Here is a 23,869-nt window from a genome sequence, read left to right as displayed (position 1 = left end):
CCCCTCGTGGGATTCACCACTACCCTCTTCAAGCAAGTCCGTTTCGGATTGTCTGTGTCATTGCTTCATTAGAATATCCGAGTAGAAAACCCTCTTTGATTGTTCCGTCCTTCCAAATAAGGAGCGACCTTATTTGTACTATGACTTCTGCTGACTTCTGACGGTTCAGCAATCTATCGCTAAATTGGTTGCCAACTTAGTTGGCGTATCAGTCAGACCTCCCCGGGTAAGGGTGCAATCTTTCCTTCCATCCATCTGCTTCATTTACTCTGTATCACCTTCGGCAGAAAGGGCTTTGTTTTGTCTTGCAAACTCACCCAATGATACTTAGCCTTATATGAAGTTCGTGTTCCGAGAGACCCTAAGTTTGCCGCTCGCTTCCTTCAGATTCCGCGTCACCGCGGACACCCTTGCGTTAGGCTAGCCGCTACTTCTGCCTTCGCGGTTCGGGACTTTCACCCTAGAGATTACACCCATGCCGGGCGCACAAGAAAAAGGCACCTGCATGTGTATACATGCAGGTGCCTTTTCGGCCATCACCAACCGTCGCCTCATTCTCTCTCGAACATTACAAAACGGAAAACATTACTCTTTTATTGTACCACAACCTTTTACTTTGACAAGAAATATTTTCATCTAATGCCTCAATTTACCTCCATATAATAACATTTCATTTGTTTTTTCCGCCATGGCACATTCTTTTCACAGTATTCGCAGCTCCTTCAAAATCACTTGAATTTTTGAACCAGCCCATGCTCTAAAAAGTAAAAATCATAACCATTTCTATTGTTCTTTCAGTAATATTTGATATTCTTGTAGATAGAGAAGAAACTAGAAGGAAAGGGATTTAAGAGAATATGAGAAGCGATAGACATAAACATAAAAAAAAGAAAAGACGCGGTTTAAAAATTTTACTTACCGTTTTAGCCATTCTTTTAGCGGGTGCCGGTGTGTACGCGTACTCCATCTACCATTCTGTGAACAAAGCGGTAGAAAGCATGCATGCACCGATTGCTCATGATCAAGCTAATAAACGTACACATCCGGTGTCGCTGGATAACAAAGATCCGTTTAGCGTCCTGTTATTAGGTGTAGACGAGCGGCAAAACGATACAGGGCGTTCCGATACGATGATTTTAGCCGCCGTCAATCCGAAAAAGCAGTCTGTTCAACTTTTAAGCATTCCACGAGACACGCGAACAGAAATTGTCGGAAAAGGAACGGAAGATAAAATCAATCATGCCTATGCTTTTGGCGGTGTACCGATGTCGATTGCAACAGTGGAAAAATTTTTGGATATCCCGATCGACTATTACATTAAAGTCAATATGGAAGGATTTAAAGATATTGTCGATGCAGTGGATGGAGTAACGGTACAAAACGATTTGGATTTTACTTATGAAGGAGAACATTTTCCGAAAGGTACATTGCATTTAAACGGCGAACAAGCTTTAAAATATTCTCGCATGCGTTATGATGATCCTCGCGGAGACTTTGGAAGGCAGCTTCGTCAAAGACAAATCCTTGAAGGAATTCTCGCAAAAGGGATTGATTTCTCTTCCTTATGGAAATATGGTGATATTTTAAACGCTTTACAAAAAAATGTAAAAACCAATTTAACAATGGATGATATGATGAAAATCCAAAAAAATTACAAAGCAGCCCGAAATCATATTCAGCAAAACGAAATAAAAGGAGAAGGTACCAAAATAAACGGTGTATACTACTATATCGTTTCCGATTCAGAAAAACAGCGCCTTTCCCAAATATTTAAAGACCAATTAAACCTAAATTAATGGATTGGAATCCATCATTCCAATCAAAGAACCACTCACTATTAAAGACCCCTAGCAGGAAACATCCGTCCGATGCACAACATTTCCTGTTAGGGGTCTCTCGTACTCTACACAATCATAGGTTCAAAACTTCCTTTATTTGGACCATTTTCTTTTATAGATCATTTTGTCCATACATTTTTCCATAGTCCTGAATCGCGACTTCATTAAAAAGCCTGACCCATTTACCTAAAGGGCAGGATCCAATTCATGGAACTCCCTTCTACACAAGGTTTTAAAGGGTCAGGCTTATTCCTAATTAATAAAATCTCTTGAAGCTGTCGAAGTGGCTTTGATAATAGGAATTGCTCAAGCTGCTGATTTGAACTTGATCTCCTCCGGCATGAATAAATTGATTGTTTCCAATGTAGATCCCCATATGAGAGACGCCTTGTTTGTATGTATTATCGAAAAAGACAAGATCACCAGGTTGTGGGTTGGAGACATAGTAGGAACGGCTGTAGTATCCTTCCGCACTGGTTCGTGGGATGCTTTTTCCGACTTTGTTAAATACATAGTAGACAAACCCGCTGCAATCAAATCCTACCGATGGAGAAGAACCTCCGAAAACATACGGGACGCCAATATATTTTTTTGCTTCCGCAACCACTGCGGTATTGATGTTGCTTCCAGTTTGCTCTATGGAACTGCTATTTGCCGCGCCGCTAGGAATGATCAGTTTTTGGCCAACGTAAATGGTGTCAGAAGAAAGGTGATTGGCTGATTTTATTGCTGAAACGCTTGTACCATATTTAGAAGCTATTTTGGTTAGTGTGTCGCCTTTAACAACGGTATAGGTTTTAGAACCTGAAGAGGAATTGGAGTTGGTTGTTCCGGAAGATTGAGCTCCCGAGCTTGAACTAGCTGCAGCAGAAGCTTTCACTTTTAAAACCTGTCCTGGATAAATGGTATCAGAACTCAAACCGTTCCAGCTTTTCAAATTTTGGACGGTAGTCCCATAAGCTCTTGCAATTTTGGAAAGTGTATCTCCAGATTTCACGGTGTATGTAGCGGTGCCAGAGGACGTGCTGGACGAGCTGGTGCTGACAGATTGCGTTGAACTCTTCCCGTCATCAATTTTTAAAACTTGAGAAACGTAAATCGTATTTGTAGACAAATGGTTTAAGTTTTTAATAGAATCAATCGTTGTATTATATTTTTTTGAAATGCTGTATAATGTATCTCCGGATCGAACTTGATAATTGATAATAGCTGCTTCGCTCTTTGAAGCAAATCCTGCTGAGATAATCGCAGCTGTGGACAAAGTAAATAATGCTTTTCTCATTTTGGGCCTCCCTAATTGAATATTCACGTTTAATATCGGTTTTTTCAGTGTCATATTAACAGATTAATAGTTGAAAATTTTTTAATTCTGTGTAAAATTGTAGAATAAAATGATCTACACTTCTGTTTCGATATGTTTTCGTCATTTCCTTTTGGAAATTTCATACATTTCGTCGAATATTCTTAACAACACACAGCAATATACTATCATAGAGCGACAAAAATCAAAAGGTAAAAAGGACATATTTATCCAAATCTACTAAAAATAGATCATATTTTTGTATAATATTGGTAATTATTACTACTTTTTTTCTGTATGATCAACATAAATTGGAGAATATGTTATCTTATGGCGTTCACGTAATGCTAATTTCGTGTCGCTAAAGGGATCTCTTTGTCAGTCTATAGTATGTAGTAAAACACACTTTTTAAGGCTTTATATCCACTGTTGTTCCTTCTTAAAAGGATGGTATGCAAAATGATATTCCTAAAAAAAGAGGCGGTTTCTTTTGAAACTGCCTCTTTTCTTCTTTATAGAGGGTTCATTTGCTCCCATTGAAGAAAGATATTTTTGGATAATTGAACAACGGAACTGCTGCCGCCTCTGGAATTGACTCCTTCCATTAAAATGGCGAGAACCATATTCGGCTTGTTTTGGTCATAGGCAACGAAAATACCATTCTCTTTTCCCGATTGTCCAAAATTGGATTTTAATTCAGCCGTTCCGGTCTTTCCTGCCAGTTTTAAAGACGGATGATTCGCTTTTTTTGCCGTTCCTTTTTCTACGATAAGCCTCAGATCCTTCTGCAGAATTTTTGCATCTTTTTGAGAGATCAAGTCCTTTTTCCATACTTGTGGTTTTTCATCGCTATACAAAATCGGCTTCATCATTGTGCCTTGATTGACAATGCCTCCGTACATGGAAGCCAAATGAAGCATGCTGACTAACAATTCACCTTGACCGTATCCGGAGTCGCTTAATAGCCTTTCCTTGTCAAAATGGCCACTGTTCGATATCTGCGAAGAGCGGATAGGAAAAGCAAACGGCAACTTGGTTTCAAATCCAAAATTCTTCAACCCATTTTCCATATCTTGCTTTCCAATTTCTAAAGCCGTTTGGGCGAAATAAATGTTGTCCGAATAAACGAGGGCACTTTCCAGATTTATCGGTTTCCCTGGGTCTGTCACTCGAGTCACGTGATAATTTCCCCATGAAGCATCTTTTTGCCATTTGAGCCCTTTAATATTGCGCGCTTTAAACGGATCCAGCTTTCCTGTTTTCAGCCCAATCGCCGCTGTAATCGGCTTGATAGAGGAACCGGGAGCATAAGTAGCTGCAAACCGATTCAAAAAAGGCTTGGCCGGATCATTTTGCATCTGTTGATAACGGCTCTCAGACAATCCTGTAATAAAGTCATTTGGATCAAAGGCCGGTGAACTTACAAGGGCAAGAACCTTCCCGGTTTTAGGATCAATAGCCGCAGCGGTCCCCGGTTGTCCGTTCATTTGGTTGTATATGACTTTTTGCAATTCGGCGTCTATCGTCAATTTTACGGATTTGCCGTTCTTTGCTTTCGTTTCGGCGAGAACAACCTGATTGCCATCCGATTTTTCAATCACTATTTTTTGGCCGTTTATCGCTCGCAGTTTGTCTTCAAGCAGCTCCTCCAATCCACGCTTTCCTATCCAATCGCCTTCCTTATATCCTTTTTTCTTTTGCTTTGCTAATTCCTCCTTTGTGATGGTGCCAACATACCCGGTTAAATGGGCCAAAGCTTGATGATAAGGATATTCTCTAATAAGCTTCTCGTTGGCCAGCACGCCCGGAATACTCAACAATTGATTGATATTTCCATCATCATACAAAACATCTTTCAGCGGCACAAAATAATCGGGTTTCACCCAACTTTGGCTTAACTGTTGATCGATGTAATGGACAGAAACCCCAAGCAAATGAGCAAGCTTACTTTTTTTTCCGGCATCATGACCAAATTGTTTAGGAATGATCCCTACCTCATAACCTTTAGAATTAATGGCTAAGGCATTGCCATTTCGGTCAAATATTTCGCCGCGTTTTCCCTCGACGGTTTCAAGCCGGACTTTGTCTCCTTTTCCAAGCTCAGGGAAAATATAGGTTGTATTCCAATCGACGTACCAATTCTTTTTTCCTTCTTTTTCTTCCAGTTTCAAATGGACATTCTTTTTAAAATGAATCGGACCGGCAGCAGTATCCATTTTTACGTCAATCGGCAGTTCTGCCCGGTCAGCATCTTTCCAATCCTTTTCTTTTGCTGATAACACAGTCACTTTTAAATGCTTCACGTCTAGATCCCTATAAATCGTTTTATACCGATCTGCGAAATCCACTATTTTATATTTTTTTTGAGAGGAAGACGTTAAATAATCATGGTACATTTGGCTGAATTTCTGATCATTCCATAGCTTGACATAATCAGCTAACCGTTCTTCCGGACTCGGTGTTTTCTCGCATGCAGCCATGGAAAGAACGAATAACAGCACCAAAAAAACGGGCGTCAGATTTCGAAAGCGTTTCAATTTAATCCCCCCCTTCGTCCCATTTCATTATATCAAAATCTGGAACTAGGAAAAAAAGCGAGGCGTCTTTCAGCCTCGCTTTAAATTTAAATATTCGTGTTCCAGACAATGTCATGAACGGGTGAATATCTGCTTTCGTCTAAAGAAATAATTGATTTTTTGCTTTAAGCACTAATCATCCCTTTTCGTGACCATTATGTACATCATACGAAACGTCTTGTCTGTTTGGCAGCCAAAAGGAATGATAGAATTGGATGGACGAATAAATCCATGCTTGTGTTTCGAACTGAATGGAAAAGTCATTTGAAGAAATTTGTTGTTTCTTTTTAAATTTTTGCATCGTTCCGGGTTATCACGTTTAAAGATAAATAAATAGAACTTGATAAACGGTGAGGTTCTTTCTGAGAAGTACGGCGCTGGAATTTGGTTTTTCTTTGAAGGCAATGCTTTTGGTGAGGAAGATACGCGATAAAATAGAAAACTTCTCCAATTTTCAACAAAAAACTGGTTAATACCTTTTCTACTACTCTTTCCGGGACCCACTGTTCATTTAAGTTTGATAGTTTGATAAGCCTTTTATTTAAATAAATCTCCATTTTGAATGTCCACTCATCCAATCCCCATCCCACTGTTAACAGAAAGGAATCGTACTCTTCGTGAAGAGGCAATTCAACATAATTCGTGTTACGGATTCGATAAAAAAATTTCTTAGAAGAGTAAATATTGGTGATGACATCGTAAAAACCACATATAGACAATAACTGAACGCAATCCCTATTTTTCTTTTTTCCATTGAAAATAAGAAAAGATTGCTCCTTTTCCACTCGATCTCGCCCCCTCCCATTTAAAATATTTGAGAAATAAGTCTTTTGTAATAGATATATTTTCCTTTATTCCCATCATATAGGAAAAACATGTCGAAGCAGCTCGTTATTCTTTAATGGAATGGATTTTATAATTTCAATTCGGAAACTATTTGTTCTTTTTACAGAAAAATCGCTATCTTAATAATCAATCATGGTAAAACTTTCATAGGTGGGTCTTTATGCATTTTCACGAAAAATTAAAGAAATATAGAGAAGAAATTTTACAACTTTCTCAAAAGGAAGTAGCCTTTCGTTTAAAGCTTTCGCAATCCGCTTTGTCCAAGTATGAAAATGGTCGAGCTCAAATTACCGCGGACATGCTGAAAGATTTTAAAGCCGCTTACGAAATCCCTTCTGATCTTTTCGCAGAAATGCTTTTTGAATCCTCAGACTTATACTCTTCCACTACTCCAGAAGTTTTGCGGGAAAAATTAAAAGAAGCAGAACTTCAGCGCGTAGAAAAAATGGTAGAAGAATACCCGGAGATCAAAAAAATGATTACCAACCTTTCTTACTTGCCAAAGGCAGAATCCAGAAAAAAAGTTAAAGTACTTTTCAGAATTTTTGAGGCGATTAAAGATTTAAAGTAAGAGCCTTTAAAAAAGACGGTTTGTCCGTCTTTTTTTGCAATTCGGAAACATTCTCGATTTCATGACAGTCTTTTTCTTTTTCGATATAATTTTTTCAGAGTATGCTAGGAAGGTTGGATTCTTTTGAAACCACAAACTTGGTTGTCGATTAATTTTTTCTTGTTCTTTTTTACTTGGGGAGTATTTATTCCTTATTGGAATACTTGGCTGATTAATGAAAAAGGGCTTTCTATTCAAGCCGCCGGTACGATCATTGCGGTCGGATTATTGATCCGCGCATTTAGTACATTTTTTGTATTCCCATTTTTAAGCAAGAAAATGGCGATCGGTCATGAAATGAAAATGATTTCCTTGCTTTCTGTACTAATCCTTTTATTATTTCTGCCGGTCCACTCTTTTCGATGGATTTTGGCGGCCATGATTTTATTCAGTTTTGTCTATCCCATGATGTTGGCAATTTCCGAAAGCCTAGGATCGATCATGATGAAGACAGATCAAATTCAATACGGAATCAGCCGATCTTTCGGATCCATCGGCTATGCGACCGCACTAGTAGCCGTCGGAGCAATTTTGTCTTTTTACAATGAGAGTTCTATTTTTTGGACCATGTTTGTTAGTTGTTGTCTTATGGCCATTGCGGCTCATGTCCAAACTCCGAAATCGCTTATGGCCAAGCACCAAGAACAGTCGGTTTCCTATCTGCCTCTGTTTCGATCCAAACGGTTTATGGCGGCAATGGTAGTATGTATCCTTATTCAAGGAGCCCACGCCTCTTACTATAATTACGGATTTATTTATTTACAAAAATTGAATGCCGGAGATTTTTGGAGTGGCATGATTTTAAACTTGGCCGTCCTTGCTGAAACATTGTTCTTTATGACGGCGGATCGCCTTTTTCAAAAAGTCTCCACTTCTCGCATGTTTGCCATTTCCGCGGCGGCTTCGATCGTGCGCTGGGGGCTTGTCTATCTTGTGCCAACGGTATGGATGTTTATTTTCACCCAGTTTCTGCATTCTCTTACATTTGCACTTGCCCATTACGCATTTATACGCCTTCTTCATGAGGAATTAGACAATCGACTCATTCCGGCGGCTCAAGGCATCTATGCCTCTCTAGCTATGGGGCTAAGCATCAGCGTCTTCACTTTTCTGGGAAGCTATCTCTACTCCAAGTCGGCTGGGTTGGCGTTTGCCGGAATGGCAGCAGCGGTCATACCTTCTCTCTTTATCGCACTGATGATGGTCCGAAAATTCGAAATGCATCCCGTGAAAGAATAAAACATTAATTGTGAAATCAATAAAGTATTAAGCCCCCCGGCTCGATTTTACGTTTCCAATGGAATTTTGAAAGCAAGCCTATTTGAAGTTTCGTTTTTCATCTAAAAGGCTGCTTTTACAGGTTCTGTTTCGATCAAAAGGATTCCATAAAAAAACTCGTCCTTTCGCCACTCTCAATAGTAAGCCAACCTAAACCTTGTGGCTATCCATTGAGAATCCAAAAAGGACGAGTATTCTCATTCATTTATCCATATACAAACAGCGTGACTGGTCTTTTTTATTCTGCTTCAAAATCTACTCTTTTACTACAATAGAACACATGTGCCAACAGGAAAATCAATTCATCTATCAAGGGTGTCATCTCAAATGATTTCGAAGGAGGGCATGGTTCCTCCCCCCAATTTAAGTTCCTTATTATTTAAGTACTTTTACTGTTACCGTTCTAACTCCCCAATTACGAGCTTGTTGATCATTTGGAACGAAAACGTCGATTCTGTTTCCGTTAATGCTTCCACCAGTGTCCCCGGCAATCGCTTCACCATATCCTTCAACATATACTTTTGTTCCTAATGGAATGACGCTCGGATCAACCGCAATGACTTTCGCATTCGGATTGGCTTTTAAGTTCATTCCCGTTGCTGTTACACCGGAGCAACCACCGCAATTAGCTGTATAAGCTGTGGCCGTCATAGTAAAGGTTTCTCCTTGAGCAGCATTGTCTGGTTGTGTATTAGACTGCTGTGCCGGCTGAGATTGAACTTGCTGAGCTGGTTGTTGAGATTTTTGTACCGGTTGTTGAGATTTTTGTACCGGTTGTTGAGATTTTTGTACCGGTTGTTGAGATTTTTGTACCGGTTGTTGAGATTTTTGTACCGGTTGTTGAGCATTTTGTGCCGGCTGTTCAGATTGCTGTACAGACCGGCTTGGTTGTGCCGTTGTATTTTGCTGTTGAACAGCTGCTGTTGTCGCTTTTGTTTCAGTTTGACCGGTTTGATTAGCTTGTTGATTTTGAACAGGTTGCTGTGCAGCCTGACTTTGAACAGGTTGTTGTACCGATTTATTCTCAACAGTCTGCTGAACTGCTTTTGAACCGTTTAGTACAATGCGATCTCCCGGGAAAATAAGATCAGAGTTTAATTGATTGATTGATTTTAAAGTTTGGACAGACATACCGTAAGCTTTGGCGATTTTGCTTAATGTATCTCCTTTTTGAACTGTATAATACTCAGGTATATCCGAAGTAGTTAGGACTTGATTTGGGAAGATTAAATCAGAGGAAAGGTGATTCATTTCCTTTAACTTATCTACAGTAGTATGATGTTCACGTGCAATCTTCCATAATGTGTCTCCTCGCTCCACCTTGTACGAAGCAGCAGATGCATCGGCAACAAAAGCACCTGATAACATCGTTGCGGCTGCTAGAGCAATTACAGATTTTTTCACGTAATTAACCTCCTTTATTCACTGACGAGGTTCATTTTAACATGAAAAACAGCACTGTGATTTTAAAAACCGATTACGTTTCCTTGCCATTATGTTACGCGATCATTTCACTTCCCCTTTTTCCCCTTTCTTTGTAACATTCATGTAATGATTATGGATTGATATAACTCAGATGGAAAAAGAAGTAATTGGTAATACATGGTCATTCCAAACAGATTAGTAGATGAAATGCCTTTTCTACTTGATGAAAAAATCGAGTAGGAGGGAGCGATTAACTCCCGTCCTCTCACACCACCGTACGTACGGTTCCGTATACGGCGGTTCAATTAAGATAATTGACGCAAGTCTTTATAACTTCCGTGAATAGCTGTTCTCTTTATGCCAGTGGTCACTCCACCCTCCAAGAGGTCTCCCACGGGATTCACCGCTTCCTCCCTCAAGTGAGGTACTACGTTTTCTGTGTTCATCATGACTCACTGAATACCAAGGGCTATTCTCTCTTAATTGTTCGGTCCTTCTTAGTTGTTCTAGACCAACTAATACTATGACCTCTGCTGACTTCTGACGGTTCAGCTACTTATCACTAAGTAGGTTATGAAGAGTACTTCACATATCCGCCAGACCTCCCCGGGTAAGTACATGCACTTTCACACCATCTATCCGCCTCATTTACTCGATATGACCTTCGACAGAAAGAGCTTTGTTTTGTTATGCAAACTCACTCAATCATACCTAGCCTTATATGAGGTTCGTGTTCCTCGGACCGGTGTTTTGCCTCCAGCTTCCTTCAGATTCCGCGTCACCACGGACACCCTTGCTCTTGGCTAACCTCTACTTCTGTCTTCGGGGTTCGGGACTTACACCCTATAGTTCATGTACATGCCGGGCGCACATAAAAACGTCTGGAATTTTGTTGCTTCCAGACGTTTGAAATTCGATTTTTAATAGGTTTTCTCTGCTGCGTTCACTCCCGTGGGCAGGAGTTCGCCCAACAATTTAGCTCATTTCGTGAGAAGCCAAGATTTCACACGAAATGAGCTAACACGATCAAGATAAACGGAGAAAATTTATTGTAAGATCGTCACCTTCGTTGTCCTTACTCCCCAATTACGTGCACTTTGAAGGGATGGAACAAACACGTCGATCCTATTTCCTTTAATAGCAGATCCTTTATCGGCTGCGATTGCTTGGCCGTATCCTTCCACATATACTTTTGAACCGAGCGGAATAACTTTAGGATCCACTGCAATCACTTTCGCGTTCGGATTTTTTTTCAAGTTGATTCCCAACGCTGTAACGCCGGAACATCCTTTGCAAGATGCTGTATAAGCAGTGGCCTTAACGACGATCACTTTCTTTCCCGCAGTAGAGTTTACGGCGGATGTTGTAGACGTATTCTTGGCTGTTGCGGTCGAACTAGATTGAATGATTAATTTCGTTCCTGCAGTAATGTTGTTAGATGTTAGATGGTTCCATTTTTTTATATTATCGACAGTCGTTTTATAAGCATTGGCAATCTTCCATAATGTATCTCCCTTTTTGACAGTATATGTCGTGCTTGCCGCATTCGAGGAATGAGCAAAGCTGAAACATACTACTGCAGTAAAGAGAGCGGCAATTGCTTTCTTCACACCATAACCTCCTTTTCTATTAACGAGTATCATTCTATCATGACTAAACTACTAGTGATTTTACAGTTCATTATCTTTTTATTACGTAAATGTTTCATTTTCTTAACATGATAGAATAATTGGTTATAATAGTAGAAAGAGGAGGCAGTCACACACAGAGATTATGGTATATTCGTCTGGTATGTGTCTTGCCGTTTCTATATAATAAATAATTGCTGTTATTTATAACCTGTTATGGAGGATGTTGCAACTATGTATCAAGTAAAGCTTTGGAAGGGAGTTTTTAAGACTCGGAATGTGCTTTATGAGCTGGAACAAGCTGAAACCATCCGAGGGTTAAGCAGTCGAATCATCATTTTGCTGGTGATTAGCGTCATTCTATCAGCTGTAAGCAGCTGCCTTGGCATTGGAAGCGAAGACCTTTCTCATCGATTAGCGGATTGGACCGCAAATGAATTGGCTGCAAGAAAAGTCTTTTTTGTTTTAGGAAGCGTGTTTTGGGGCATCCTCTTTGTTTTGTTAGTGTTAGTCGTTCCGTCATTGTTATTTTGGGGCTTAATGGAAGTAGACTTCCGCAAAGCACTTGTCTTGCAGCTTTTTGTTCTAACCATTCTGATAGGAGAAAGGGTTATTCTTTTGCCATTTGAGTTTCTATACGGATTGAAATGGTACTATTCTCCTTTCGCATTAGGAACGGCGATTCGCTATTTGACCGATCATTCGATCCTTATTCGCTTTTTTGGAAGCATCTCTCTTTTCCAAATTTGGACATTAGTCCTGCAATATCGATTCTTAAAAAGAATGACGGATCATAAACCGCTTTATATTGCGGCTGTGATCGCAGGATTATCTATTGTCTTTTGGGCCTTTACCGCTTTCTTCACTTCCATACATATCGAAAAACTTATTTAAGATAGGAGGGCAGAATCGTGCGAAAAACAACGAGAAATATGATCATCGCCGTTTTGTGTGCTTGTTTAATAGCAGGCAATCTTTACTTGATTTTTAAAAAAGATAGCAAAATCGAGAAAACGCAGTGGATAGACAAATGGGCGCGGGTCAAAATCGGCAATCTGGCTGAAACATTCCATACATCGGGCGTTATTACACCACAAGAGGAATATCCGGTCTATTTCGATCCTTCCATGGGGCAATTCAGCAAGTTTTTAGTAGAAAAAGGGGATAAAGTTTCTCCCGGGACGGAACTCTTTCAATATTCGCCGGCTGAAATAGAAGAAGAACGAGCAAAATGGCTGGCAGAAAAAGAGCAGGCACAAAGAGAAATAGATCTGGTCACGGAGGAAGTGCAAAAGTTACAAAACATACAATCTTCTCTAAAAAGCTCTGATCAAACGCCAAGCGCTGCTGAGGTAACAGTTAAAAGTCAAATATTAGAACAGCAAGCGGAAATCGGCAAATTACAAGAAGAAGTGAAAAAGTATGATACTCTTCTCCGTGAACTTGATCAAAGAAAACAACAACTTACTGTAAAAAGTCCTTATGCAGGCTATGTAGAAAAAATCGACGATCGATTAAACAACCCAATCGTAACGATCCGCTCCTTGAAACCGGCCGTTCAAGGGGTATTGAACGAAAAGCAGCGCAAAAAGGTAACAGAAGGATTAAAAGTCAAAGTTTCTGTTGATACAAAGAAAAAACAATATACAGGAAAAATCATAAAAGTAGACTCTTATCCGGAAAATGAACCTTCTGTACATAAAAATAGCTATTATCCTTTTAAAGCCCAATTGTTCAATGTAAAAGATTCAAACGAACCTCTTCTACCCGGTTCAAAAGCAAACATTACCATCATAACGAAAGAATCTTTAAGTACGTTAATGGTGCCATCATCCAGCGTTTTTCAAGATCATAAGAAAAACTACGTACTCGTTCTCAACCGAAAAGGAATCGTAGAAAAACGTGAAATAACGAAGGGGATTCATGTCGGACAAAAACAAGAAATCATTCGAGGTGTAAAACAAGGAGAAGCGGTCCTTCCACATCCACAGGATATTCAGAAAGTCAATTCTCCTTTTATTACACCGCTTAAATTCACTGATGCTGATAAAAAAGCGATTCAGAACATACGCAAAAAAGATATGCTCCTTTATTTTATGTTAGGTGTACTTTCCTAAAATAATGATGAATGGTTGGCCAATTCAAAACATGTTATATAGAATGAAAGAAATCTATTTTTCTATATAACATGTTGACGGCCGCCTTTCCTGTTATGAATGGAAATGATCATGTCGAGACGCTTGTCTTGATTGAAAGAAGAAAAAAGAGTATAATTATATCCGTTTTAGGTTAAAATCCGTTTTAATTTTTTAACAAAATTTAATATTCAGGGGGTTTGTCTATGTCTGAAAAAAACGGAAAAAAATTCGTCCCCTACGTTCCGGCGTCAAAGTCGCTGCCTGAGCTTACTGTCACAGCGATTATATTAGGAATTGTTTTATCCATTTTATTCGGAGCCGCGAACGCTTATCTAGGTTTAAAAGTTGGTTTGACAGTATCAGCTTCCATCCCTGCAGCTGTCATTTCCATGGGAATTTTGCGCGGAATTTTCAGAAAAGATTCTATTTTAGAGAATAATATCGTGCAAACCATGACAACTGCCGGTGAAGCGCTTGGGGCGGGCGCCGTTTTCACCATTCCGGCACTCTTTTTATGGGATATCCCCATCAGTCAGTCCATGCTGATTTTCATTGTTCTGACAGGGGGCTTTTTAGGCGTTTTTATGATGGTTCCACTGCGCCGTATGTTAATTGTCAAAGAACACGAAACATTGCCTTATCCTGAAGGAACAGCCTGTGCCGAAGTGTTAATCACAGGTGAAAAAGGCGGATCGAATGCCATCATGGTTGCGTCCGGTCTTTTGATCGGCGGTTTGATGAAAGCTTTGGGAGACGGCTTTAAGCTGTTTAAAACAGAAATTGAAACCGGCATATATAAATTTAAAAATGCGGTAGTGGGAGCGGATGTTTATCCAGCTCTGCTCGGTGTTGGCTATATTATTGGTCCTCGTATATCCGGTCAAATGTTGGCGGGAGGATTGCTTGCTTGGATTGTCATCATTCCTCTCATCGGATTTTTCGGTGCAGATAGCACCCATGCCATTTTCCCATCGACAGAACCGATTAAACATTTGGATGCGTGGGGAATTTGGGACAACTACATCCGCTATATTGGTGCAGGTGCGGTTGCAGCCGGCGGGATTATTACATTGGCCAAATCAATCCCGACATTATATCAAACCGCGGCTGCCACATTTAAAAATCTTTCCAATGGATCGAATGGCCAAGCGTCCTTAGACAGAACCGATCGGGACATGCCGATGAAATACGTAATTTTAGGTGCACTCGTTCTCATCGTTATCATTGCTCTTGACCCGTTTGTGAAGGTAGGAATTCTCGGAGCGCTCGCTATCGCCGTTTTTGGCTTCTTATTTGTAACTGTCGCTTCCAGAATAGTCGGAATCGTTGGAAGTTCTTCTTCTCCGGTTTCTGGGATGACGATCGCCACACTGCTCATCGTCACGCTTATTTTTAAACTGACAGGTTATCACGGAAAAGAAGGAATGGTTGCAGCCCTTACTGTCGCTGCCATTGTTTGTACGGCACTGGCCGTAGCAGGTGATATTTCCCAAGATTTAAAAACCGGTTATCTTGTCGGAGGAACACCGTGGAAACAACAAGTTGCCATGATGATCGGTGTCTTGGCTTCCGGTCTTGTAATGGGCTTCATCCTTGTGATGCTGCATAAAGCCTATACGATGGGGTCAGCTGCTCTGCCTGCTCCAAAAGCTATGTTGATGAAAATATTAGTAGAAGGAATTATGGGTGGAAACTTGCCTTGGGAACTGATATTAATCGGTGCTTCCATTTCAATCGTGATTGAATTTTTAGGATTGAATTCCCTTGTCGTCGCCGTTGGTATTTATTTGCCGGTTCACACAAGCGTTCCGATTATGGCAGGAGGAATCGTCCGCTGGCTTGTAGAAGTACTTTCAAAATCGAAAGAAGAAAAAGAAAAACGCAGCGAAAAAGGAGTTCTTTTTGCATCCGGTCTGATTGCGGGAGAATCTCTCGTCGGCGTGATCATCGCAATTTTAATTTGGCTGAAGGTGCCGGTTCCTGAAAATGTAGCAACCGAAAACCAATGGCTGCCTCTTCTTTTATTTATCATCATATGCGTGATGTTATACATGGCTTCTACCAGCAAAAAAGGGCTGGCTAAAAAATGATCCGGCGGAAGAAAAATCTCTTGGAAATGGTGCCGGTACTGAAAGACAATCTAAAGATCGACCATGAAAATCAGAGTTTAATCGTTCCACGTACTAATCTGATCGAACGATTTTCCGTCCGATTTTTAAAGCAGCCGTCAGAAAGAAAAATCCAATTGGATGACTTAGGGTTCTTTGTCATCCGACATATAGACGGGAAAAGCACAGTTTTAGAGCTTGCGAATGTCGTAGAAACAAAGCTGGGGGACAAAGCCTCCCCCGTTTTGGAACGCTTAGTCACGTTCCTGTCCATCTTGGAATCCTATGACTGGCTCAAATGGAAAGAAAAATAGTATCCATATTATGTGAGTGCGAAGGCATTCTCCTTTATTTTGATCAGTAAATCGAGTAGGAGGGAGCGATTAACTCCCGTCCTCTCACACCACCGTACGTACGGTTCCGTATACGGCGGTTCAATCAAGATAAATGACGCAAGAATTCATAACGTTTCTGTAGACTTTTAAGCCCTTGGTTACTCCAATAGGAGTTTCCAAGGGTTCTGTGTAATATGGGACTTTTTGAGATTCGCCAATAACCTTTACGACTGTTCCCCCATTCATAAGCTTTCCATTCAGGAACTCCTAGTTTTATGAGGTTGCGTATCCTGGTCTTTGAGGTCTTCCAGTTTTTCCATAAACACATCCGGAGTCTTCGTCGAATCCAGCCATCCAAATCTTCAAAGATACTCTTTGTGTCTGCTAATGCAAAATATCCACACCATCCAAGTAGATATTGGTTAAGTTTCTTAATCCGATATTCCATTGGGTATGGTATTTTTCTTGACGTGATTTCTCGCACCTTTTTCTTCATTCGTTTTAGACTTTGCTTGGCAATCCGAACTTTTGGCTCTTTTGAAGGTGTAAAACTAAATCCTAGAAACTTTCGTTTCCATGGTCGGTCAACCGCAGATTTCTTCTCGTTGACTTTTAGACGAAGTTTTCCCTCAATAAATCGTTTGACACTAGCCATGGTTCTTTCACCAGCCCGTTTTGACTTCACGTAAATATTACAGTCATCGGCATAACGAACAAATTTATGCCCTCTTTTCTCTAATTCTTTGTCTAGTTCATCTAGTACAATATTCGAAAGTAAAGGGCTTAGGGGGCCACCTTGCGGCGTCCCTTCTTCTGTCCTAGATACCACACCATTAATCATGACACCAGCTTGTAGATATTTGCGGATTAGCTTCAATAGTGGCTTTTCTTTAATAGTCTTGGCTAATGTACTCATCAGCCTGTCATGATTCACTCGATCGAAGAACTTTTCTAAATCCATGTCTACTACCCATCTATAACCATCTCTGATATAGCCTTTTGCTTTCCTAACTGCGTCATGAGCACTTCGATTTGAACGAAACCCATAACTATGTTCGGAGAACATAGGGTCATATATCCTCGATAATACTTGGGCAATTGCTTGTTGAATCAAACGGTCTGTTACGGTTGGAATACCTAGTAACCGAACACCGCCATCAGGTTTCGGGATTTCGACTCTTCGAACAGGCATTGGTTCATAGGTACCCTTGAGAATTGCTTCTTTAATGGATATCCAGTTTTCGACTATGTGCTGACGTAGGTTTTGTACGGGCATCATATCTACTCCATGGCTACCTTTGTTCTTTTCTACTCTTTGTAAAGCTAAAAGCATATTCTCCCGTGACAGGATTTGATTCAAAAGCATTGTTATTCTTCCTTCCGTGAATAGCTTATCTTCTTATGCCAGTGGTCACTCCACCCTCCAAGAGGTCTCCCACGGGATTCACCGCTTCCTCCCTCAAGTGAGGTACTACGTTTTCTGTGTTCATCATGACTCACTGAATACCAAGGGCTATTCTCTCTTAATTGTTCGGTCCTTCTTAGTTGTTCTAGACCAACTAATACTATGACCTCTGCTGACTTCTGACGGTTCAGCTACTTATCACTAAGTAGGTTATGAAGAGTACTTCACATATCCGCCAGACCTCCCCGGGTAAGTACATGCACTTTCACACCATCTATCCGCCTCATTTACTCGATATGACCTTCGACAGAAAGAGCTTTGTTTTGTTATGCAAACTCACTCAATCATACCTAGCCTTATATGAGGTTCGTGTTCCTCGGACCGGTGTTTTGCCTCCAGCTTCCTTCAGATTCCGCGTCACCACGGACACCCTTGCTCTTGGCTAACCTCTACTTCTGTCTTCGGGGTTCGGGACTTACACCCTATAGTTCATGTACATGCCGGGCGCACATACAAAAAAGTTCACGGAATCCATATGTTCCGTGAACTTTTTTGCTAATAAACCTCGAAAGATTAAAAGAAAGAATACTAGAATAACAGTTTAAGCCTGAAACTCCCTATCCATCGATCGTGACGTCGCCTTTAGGTTATTTTCTATTTTCTAAAATCTTTTAAACTGGCAGATCAAATGGACCGAACAGCCACAACTCCCTTGATTTCTTTTATTCTTGCTTCTACACTTGGCAGCACATCGCCATTCACTTTATTGTCAATATCAATCAACGTATAAGCCCACTCGCCTTTGCTTCGATTCAGCATATCGGCAATGTTGAGATGGCTTTCTGCTAAAATGGAAGTCATCTGTCCCACCATATTTGGAATATTTTGGTGGATCACCGTAATCCTTTTTCTGCCGACATAAGGGAGCTCTACATTGGCGAAGTTAACAGAATTTTTAATATTCCCTGTTTCTAAATAATCCTTTAACTGTTTGGCGGCCATGATGGCGCAATTTTCTTCCGATTCTTTCGTGGAAGCTCCGAGATGCGGGACTGCAATGACGTTCTTCATGTCCAATATGCGGTCATTTGGAAAATCCGTTATATACTTAGCCACAATCCCTTTTTCAATCGCCTCATTCAAATCATGTTCGTTTACTAGTTCTCCACGAGAAAAATTCAAAATCCGTACCCCTGGCTTCATTTGGCTAAATGCTTCTCGATTGAACATTTCTCTCGTTTGATCCGTAAGCGGCACATGAACGGTAATATAGTCACATGCGGAAAAAATTTGTTCAATGTTCATAGCCCTTTGGACGTTTCTCGACAAGTTCCAAGCCGTATCGACGGAAATAAACGGATCAAATCCAATGACTTCCATATCGAGTTCGAGGGCATCGTTAGCCACCAGGGCCCCTATGGCACCCAAGCCAATAATCCCTAATTTTTTCCCTTTAATCTCTGTTCCGACAAACTCTTTTTTACCTGCTTCCACCAAGGAAGGAACTTGATCACCTTGCCCCCGAAGCGTTTTCGCCCATTCCACGCCATCAAATAAGTTCCGTGAGGAAGCAAGCAATACAGCCAATACCAGTTCTTTCACAGCATTTGCATTGGCTCCAGGCGTATTGAAAACCACAATTCCTCTTTCTGAACAAGCTTGCACCGGAATGTTGTTCACCCCCGCACCTGCACGCGCAATGGCTTTTACACTCCTCGGAATATCAACATTATGCAAATTATAGCTACGCAATATAATGCCGTCCGGTTGGTCGGCATCATTGTTAATCGTAAAATTTTCTTGGCGCAAAATATTTAAACCACTTTCGGCAATGCTGTTGTAAGTTTTAATTGTGTACATTGCTTCTATTCCTCCTAGCTGTTTTTGCCTCAAAGCTTTTCATAAATTCCACCAGCTTTTTTACTCCCTCAATCGGCATTGCATTATATATGCTTGCACGCATTCCTCCGACGGTACGGTGGCCTTTTAATGTTTCCAATCCTTGCTCTTTTGCCTCTTTAATAAATTGAGCGTTCAATTCTTCAGAAGGCAGTGTAAAAGGAATATTCATTAATGAGCGACTTTCTTTTTCCACAGGGGAATGGAATAGCTCGGATTGATCCAAGAATTCGTAAAGCAGCTGGGCTTTTTCTCGATTGATTTTTTCCATCACGGATACCCCGCCCAGTTCTTTCAACCATTCAAAAACAAGTTTTGCCACATAAATGCTGAACGTCGGCGGCGTATTATACAACGAACCTTTATCACTGTGGGTCTGATAGTTTAACATGACGGGGCAATTCTCAGGTGCGTTTCCAATGAGATCTTCCCGTATTATGACGACGGTCAAACCGGCAGGGCCAATGTTTTTTTGTGCTCCCGCATAGATCAGACCAAATTTTGACACATCATATTCCTGTGCAAGAATATTGGAAGACATATCCGCAACGAGAGGGATGCTTCCCGTATCCGGAACTGAGAAATAACAAGTTCCTTCAATGGTATTATTCGTCGTAATATGGACATAATCTGCATCCTCGGAAAACATAGCCGGATCCAAGGATGGAATATAACTGAATTTCTTATCTTCTGAAGAGGCGACAACACGAACTTCGCCGAATTTTTTTGCTTCCGCCATGGCTTTTTTCGACCATGATCCTGTATGTACAAAATCCGCTTTTTTATTTTTCACAAGCAAATTCATGGGGATCATCGCAAACTGCAAAGAAGCGCCCCCTTGCAAAAATAACACTTTGTAATTGTCAGGAATGCTCATTAATTCACGCAGCAAAACTTCTGCTTCCTGAATAATTTCTTCAAATGCACTGGATCGATGACTGAGTTCCATTACAGACATCCCAGTTCCACGATAATTGAGCAATTCTTTTTGGACTTTTTCCAAAACGGGCAACGGCAACATCGACGGACCTGCAGAAAAATTAAAGACTCTCTCCATTCCACTTCTCCTCGTTTTACTTGTGATTTCAATTCTGAAAATTTATACTATAATAATATTTAAAAATTATACGCCAAAATACTCCAACTATCAAGATCCACTTGCAAGAAAACTCATTTAGTTGTGCTTTCACAGCAGAAACGGATGTCTATTTTTATAGGAAACTTTCTCCCTCCCATTTCTTCCGAAAAGGCGGCTTTCATCATGCCCAGATTCGGAAGCCATCTGCTTACTTTTGCAATCCAAAACGGACAAATATCGTGTTCCATCTGCTGCCTTGCCAATAGATCGCTCGGCTGCTTTCTTCCCGCAACTGAAAAGAATGGAATCTTTTCCAACTTTTTTAGATTAAAAAGAGACCGGTTCCTTTTCTTCCAAACCGGTCTCTTTTTTGCACTCTATTTTTCTATGTAAATACCCTGTTTCATTTAAGAGTTGTTCGATTCTAATTTCACCATCTGTGTTTTGATCAAGTTTAAAATATTTTCCAAATTGCTATCTTTTTTATATCCTTCTTCATAAGCTGCTTTTAAAATCGATAAAAACATTTGCTGTTCTTTTGTCATATCCCTCCATCCTTTCAACTTAAAATGTTTGTCAATACGTGTCTATCATAGTTTGTTTTTGACTGATTTACAAGAATTTTCTCTGCATTATGAACCTTAACTAAGCATAAAACAGAATGAGAAAGGCAAATCGACAATCTATGCGTAAAAAGTCTGTACTTTTCCCCTTTCGAAGAAAAGATCTTTTTTCGTCCAATTGATCCTTTAAAAAGCAAAAAAAGCCGGCTCATTATAGGTTGACTCCCTTTTGAGCAAGCCCTATGCTTTCATGGATTCGATATTTTTTCCTTTTTTCACTACTATGTTTTTCTATGTCTCTCGATGAACAGCCAAGGAAATGATCTCCGCCTTAAAGTTGAAAATTAGGCTCGTCCAATCTCTCACTCTATGACAACCCATTCTTTCACGAACTACGCTTATGAACGAGCCATCCTCTATAAACCCTGATCGTCGACAAGACATCTATTATTCATTGTCCGTTGTTTGTTTTATTGGCTGACAAGTAACAAACAAAAGAATTCGATGGATTGGATTGAATGTTTTTCCTTTTTTCACTAGAAATCATTTCTTGCGGAATAACCATTTTTTGGATAAATAACTGTCCAATCTCCTTGCCGGGCAGCGACTTACTAAATAAAAATCCTTGAATTTCATCACAACGGCATTGCTGCAAAAACTGCAACTGCGATTTTGTCTCTACTCCTTCTGCCACGATGCGCGTTCCCATTGCATGCGCCATCTCGATCAACGCTTTTATAATGGCTTGATCAATAACGTTCTCCTCTAAATATTGGATAAAAGAACGGTCGATTTTTAATGTATCAATCGGATATTTTCTTAAGCTATTAATGGAAGAATACCCTGTGCCAAAGTCATCTAAAGCAATCCGCACTCCTAAGTTTTGTATTTTTCTCCATTGTTCCAATACCAGGTCATTCAAAAGAAGTAAAGACAACTCCGTTATTTCCATTTCCAGCTGCGAAGGTTCGATTTGGTGGTCCGTCGTTGCTTGCAGGATCGTTTCATATAAACCTTTTTTCAAAAACCGTTTTGCTGATATATTAATAGAGATCGTTGGAACTTCAATGTTTTGGCTTTGCCATTCATGGATTTGTTCGCATACTTTCCTTATCACCCAGTCGCCGATCTCGTTAATTAATCCTCCTTCTTCCGCCAACGGAATGAACTCCGATGGCAGCACGGTCCCCCATTCAGGATGGTGCCAACGCAAAAGAGCTTCTGCACCAACAATTTGATTCGTGTTGGCTTCTATACGCGGCTGATATTCGATCGATAAGCCATCGTTTTTTAAAGCTTTGCGCAGCTCTTTTTCTAGATGATACATTTTAAACGTCGATCTTTTCATAGACGAAACATAGATTTGGCAATTATTTTTACCGAACTCTTTTGCCCGGGATAAAGCCACTTCTGCGACTTGAAACAATGTGTCAGGATCTTCACCATCGTTAGGATAAAAACTTAATCCAATGCTGGTAGTGATAAAAAGTTCGTATTCTTCCACTTCCATTTTTCTGCCAATCACTTCCATTATTTGCTGCGCTAATTGAACATACGGTTCCCTTTTTTCTCCGTATTTCACTAGAGCAACAAATTCGTCTCCGCCGACCCTATAGACCGTCCCATGTTTCCCGATGACTTCTTGCAACCGTTCGGCTATTTTTTCCAACACTTTATCTCCGATCCTGTGACCTAGTGCATCATTCATTTTTTGAAAGCTATCCAAATCGAAGCAAAAAACAGCAAACATCCCACCGTTGCAATCGATCCATCTATTCAAATCTTCCATGAAAGCATTTCGGTTGCGGAGCCTTGTCAATAGGTCGTGACTGGCCATTTGTTTTATCGACATGTCTTCATAATTTTCTGCAAAAAAAATGGACATTTAAACCGTTTTCCTTCCTGGCACGACTTTTTTTGACGAATCTTTTTGCAGTTCTCTTGCTATGAAAAAGATTCCCTCCATTTACTTATTATAGGAAAAAAACATCTAATAATCTACATATTTATACAAATTTTCCCTTTGATTTTCTGTTTCTTCATTGATTTTTTTATTATTTTTATTTTCTCAATATGTAATTCTCCTATTCAGTTCATCCAATTTTCTACAAAATATGGTATGAACTTGGTGCTTTGCATGGAAAAAATGTCAAGTTGCCCCTTTTCGAATATGGCTGTAAATAGTTGTAATCCAGTCCCAAGACGTTTCTATAAAAAACGGCAGCCAGACAAAAAAATATTATATTAAAATATTATTAATTTTCCGTTAAAATATGGTTAATTATTTTTAAAAGAATGGCACCCACTTTGACGAAACAGCATGATCCATGCCATTCTGCTGCCACCCCATACAGCTTATTAAATCATCAAAATCTCCTATCAAAACTATTTTTTCAATACCATCACAAATCCGAGGCTGTCCGACGATTCATAATCGCTCCCGGTGCATCCCTTTATTCATGTAAAGATTGATATCGGGCATTGCTTTCCGCGGGCGGTCCCGAAGCCTCTTATTTGTCCCCCGCAGTAGGGTCTCGCCCGACTCGCTTTTCCGCAGAAATCTCGTCACTTTCACGATCACAGTAAAATCTTAACTTTGACAAATGAAAAACATCCAATTCTGGTGGGTTGCCGTCACCCATACACTTTCTGAAACAAGCCTTGTATTCCATTTCCCTTTCAAAATACTTATTTACAGCGAATAGTTTGAACTCAACTGAATAGTTTATGAATTTTGGTCCCTTTTTGCCAAAACAAATCCCTCCTATGCAAAACAGTATGGGTTTTTTTCCAACTGTCTACACAAGAGGGATAATATCAACCTCGGCGGGTTTTCTTATTT

At 40.2% G+C, this 23,869-nt stretch carries 17 protein-coding genes; 7 read left to right on the top strand and 10 right to left on the bottom strand.

Annotation, left to right across the window (positions count from 1 at the left end):
• Positions 1 to 857 precede the first annotated feature (857 nt).
• On the top strand, positions 858 to 1,796 hold the full coding sequence (gene tagU, locus NST12_RS01995; protein ID WP_048622545.1) for a polyisoprenyl-teichoic acid--peptidoglycan teichoic acid transferase TagU: 939 nt from the start codon (positions 858 to 860) through the stop codon (positions 1,794 to 1,796).
• A gap of 298 nt (positions 1,797 to 2,094) precedes the next feature.
• On the opposite strand, the gene NST12_RS01990 is transcribed toward tagU, so the two are convergent.
• The 3 genes from NST12_RS01990 to NST12_RS01980 all read right to left on the bottom strand — a co-directional run bounded on the left by NST12_RS01990 (position 2,095) and on the right by NST12_RS01980 (position 6,499).
• Entirely contained in the window at positions 2,095 to 3,120 is a 1,026-nt protein-coding gene (locus tag NST12_RS01990) for a C40 family peptidase (protein ID WP_048622544.1), read from the bottom strand.
• A gap of 530 nt (positions 3,121 to 3,650) precedes the next feature.
• Entirely contained in the window at positions 3,651 to 5,675 is a 2,025-nt protein-coding gene (locus NST12_RS01985) for a penicillin-binding transpeptidase domain-containing protein (RefSeq protein WP_082142224.1), read from the bottom strand.
• 326 nt (positions 5,676 to 6,001) lie between these two features.
• Positions 6,002 to 6,499, bottom strand: a complete 498-nt coding sequence (locus NST12_RS01980; RefSeq protein WP_341100115.1) for a hypothetical protein — start codon at positions 6,497 to 6,499, stop codon at positions 6,002 to 6,004.
• A 221-nt stretch (positions 6,500 to 6,720) separates the two neighbouring features.
• Between NST12_RS01980 and NST12_RS01975 the strand changes: the two genes are divergently transcribed.
• Positions 6,721 to 7,131 carry a helix-turn-helix domain-containing protein gene (locus NST12_RS01975; RefSeq protein ID WP_048622542.1) on the top strand — a complete coding sequence of 137 codons (411 nt, stop codon included), beginning with the start codon at positions 6,721 to 6,723 and terminating at the stop codon, positions 7,129 to 7,131.
• Between the two features lie 123 nt (positions 7,132 to 7,254).
• The gene (locus NST12_RS01970; protein ID WP_341100112.1) at positions 7,255 to 8,409 is read left to right on the top strand and encodes an MFS transporter; all 1,155 of its coding nucleotides are present in this window, start codon (positions 7,255 to 7,257) and stop codon (positions 8,407 to 8,409) included.
• Positions 8,410 to 8,823: 414 nt separating this feature from the next.
• On the opposite strand, the gene NST12_RS01965 is transcribed toward NST12_RS01970, so the two are convergent.
• Both NST12_RS01965 and NST12_RS01960 read right to left on the bottom strand, forming a co-directional pair.
• Entirely contained in the window at positions 8,824 to 9,852 is a 1,029-nt protein-coding gene (locus NST12_RS01965) for a LysM peptidoglycan-binding domain-containing protein (RefSeq protein ID WP_341100111.1), read from the bottom strand.
• Between the two features lie 1,067 nt (positions 9,853 to 10,919).
• The gene (locus tag NST12_RS01960) at positions 10,920 to 11,483 is read right to left on the bottom strand and encodes a 3D domain-containing protein (protein WP_327798044.1); all 564 of its coding nucleotides are present in this window, start codon (positions 11,481 to 11,483) and stop codon (positions 10,920 to 10,922) included.
• A 252-nt stretch (positions 11,484 to 11,735) separates the two neighbouring features.
• Here NST12_RS01960 and NST12_RS01955 point away from each other — a divergent pair, with 252 nt between their 5' ends.
• The 4 genes from NST12_RS01955 (at position 11,736) to NST12_RS01940 (ending at position 16,061) form a co-directional block, all read left to right on the top strand.
• Entirely contained in the window at positions 11,736 to 12,395 is a 660-nt protein-coding gene (locus NST12_RS01955) for a hypothetical protein (RefSeq protein ID WP_004439591.1), read from the top strand.
• 17 nt (positions 12,396 to 12,412) lie between these two features.
• Complete coding sequence (locus NST12_RS01950) at positions 12,413 to 13,618, top strand: efflux RND transporter periplasmic adaptor subunit (RefSeq protein WP_341100110.1); 1,206 nt, start codon at positions 12,413 to 12,415, stop codon at positions 13,616 to 13,618.
• Positions 13,619 to 13,842: 224 nt separating this feature from the next.
• Positions 13,843 to 15,729: an OPT family oligopeptide transporter gene (locus NST12_RS01945; RefSeq protein ID WP_341100109.1), complete on the top strand. Its 1,887-nt coding sequence runs from the start codon at positions 13,843 to 13,845 to the stop codon at positions 15,727 to 15,729.
• A gap of 26 nt (positions 15,730 to 15,755) precedes the next feature.
• Complete coding sequence (locus NST12_RS01940) at positions 15,756 to 16,061, top strand: PqqD family peptide modification chaperone (RefSeq protein WP_244878059.1); 306 nt, start codon at positions 15,756 to 15,758, stop codon at positions 16,059 to 16,061.
• A 124-nt stretch (positions 16,062 to 16,185) separates the two neighbouring features.
• Here the strand turns inward: NST12_RS01940 and ltrA are convergent, their stop codons facing one another.
• The 5 genes from ltrA to NST12_RS01915 all read right to left on the bottom strand — a co-directional run bounded on the left by ltrA (position 16,186) and on the right by NST12_RS01915 (position 22,912).
• Positions 16,186 to 17,448: a group II intron reverse transcriptase/maturase gene (gene ltrA / locus NST12_RS01935; protein ID WP_003354109.1), complete on the bottom strand. Its 1,263-nt coding sequence runs from the start codon at positions 17,446 to 17,448 to the stop codon at positions 16,186 to 16,188.
• Between the two features lie 723 nt (positions 17,449 to 18,171).
• Entirely contained in the window at positions 18,172 to 19,347 is a 1,176-nt protein-coding gene (locus NST12_RS01930) for a phosphoglycerate dehydrogenase (RefSeq protein WP_048622535.1), read from the bottom strand.
• A complete protein-coding gene (serC, locus tag NST12_RS01925) occupies positions 19,334 to 20,443 on the bottom strand; it encodes a 3-phosphoserine/phosphohydroxythreonine transaminase (protein ID WP_048622534.1) in 1,110 nt (369 codons plus the stop codon). Before serC ends, NST12_RS01930 begins: the two co-directional genes overlap by 14 nt.
• A 428-nt stretch (positions 20,444 to 20,871) precedes the next feature.
• The gene (locus tag NST12_RS01920; protein ID WP_004439564.1) at positions 20,872 to 21,009 is read right to left on the bottom strand and encodes a hypothetical protein; all 138 of its coding nucleotides are present in this window, start codon (positions 21,007 to 21,009) and stop codon (positions 20,872 to 20,874) included.
• 469 nt (positions 21,010 to 21,478) lie between these two features.
• On the bottom strand, positions 21,479 to 22,912 hold the full coding sequence (locus NST12_RS01915) for a putative bifunctional diguanylate cyclase/phosphodiesterase (RefSeq protein ID WP_048622532.1): 1,434 nt from the start codon (positions 22,910 to 22,912) through the stop codon (positions 21,479 to 21,481).
• Positions 22,913 to 23,869 lie beyond the last annotated feature (957 nt).

The organism is Bacillus sp. FSL W8-1127 (genome assembly GCF_038006725.1).
Lineage (GTDB): Bacteria > Bacillota > Bacilli > Bacillales > DSM-4216 > Bacillus_O > Bacillus_O smithii.
This window is presented reverse-complemented; position numbering and strand designations above follow the sequence as displayed.

Excerpts from the sequence above, each read along its gene's own strand:
- serC (WP_048622534.1), bottom strand. The coding sequence starts at position 20,443 with ATGGAGAGAGTCTTTAATTTTTCTGCAGGTCCGTCGATGTTGCCGTTG.
- tagU (WP_048622545.1), top strand. The coding sequence starts at position 858 with ATGAGAAGCGATAGACATAAACATAAAAAAAAGAAAAGACGCGGTTTA.
- NST12_RS01915 (WP_048622532.1), bottom strand. The coding sequence starts at position 22,912 with ATGTCCATTTTTTTTGCAGAAAATTATGAAGACATGTCGATAAAACAA.
- NST12_RS01940 (WP_244878059.1), top strand. The coding sequence starts at position 15,756 with ATGGTGCCGGTACTGAAAGACAATCTAAAGATCGACCATGAAAATCAG.
- NST12_RS01990 (WP_048622544.1), bottom strand. The coding sequence starts at position 3,120 with ATGAGAAAAGCATTATTTACTTTGTCCACAGCTGCGATTATCTCAGCA.
- ltrA (WP_003354109.1), bottom strand. The coding sequence starts at position 17,448 with ATGCTTTTGAATCAAATCCTGTCACGGGAGAATATGCTTTTAGCTTTA.
- NST12_RS01945 (WP_341100109.1), top strand. The coding sequence starts at position 13,843 with ATGTCTGAAAAAAACGGAAAAAAATTCGTCCCCTACGTTCCGGCGTCA.
- NST12_RS01955 (WP_004439591.1), top strand. The coding sequence starts at position 11,736 with ATGTATCAAGTAAAGCTTTGGAAGGGAGTTTTTAAGACTCGGAATGTG.
- NST12_RS01930 (WP_048622535.1), bottom strand. The coding sequence starts at position 19,347 with ATGTACACAATTAAAACTTACAACAGCATTGCCGAAAGTGGTTTAAAT.
- NST12_RS01975 (WP_048622542.1), top strand. The coding sequence starts at position 6,721 with ATGCATTTTCACGAAAAATTAAAGAAATATAGAGAAGAAATTTTACAA.
- NST12_RS01920 (WP_004439564.1), bottom strand. The coding sequence starts at position 21,009 with ATGACAAAAGAACAGCAAATGTTTTTATCGATTTTAAAAGCAGCTTAT.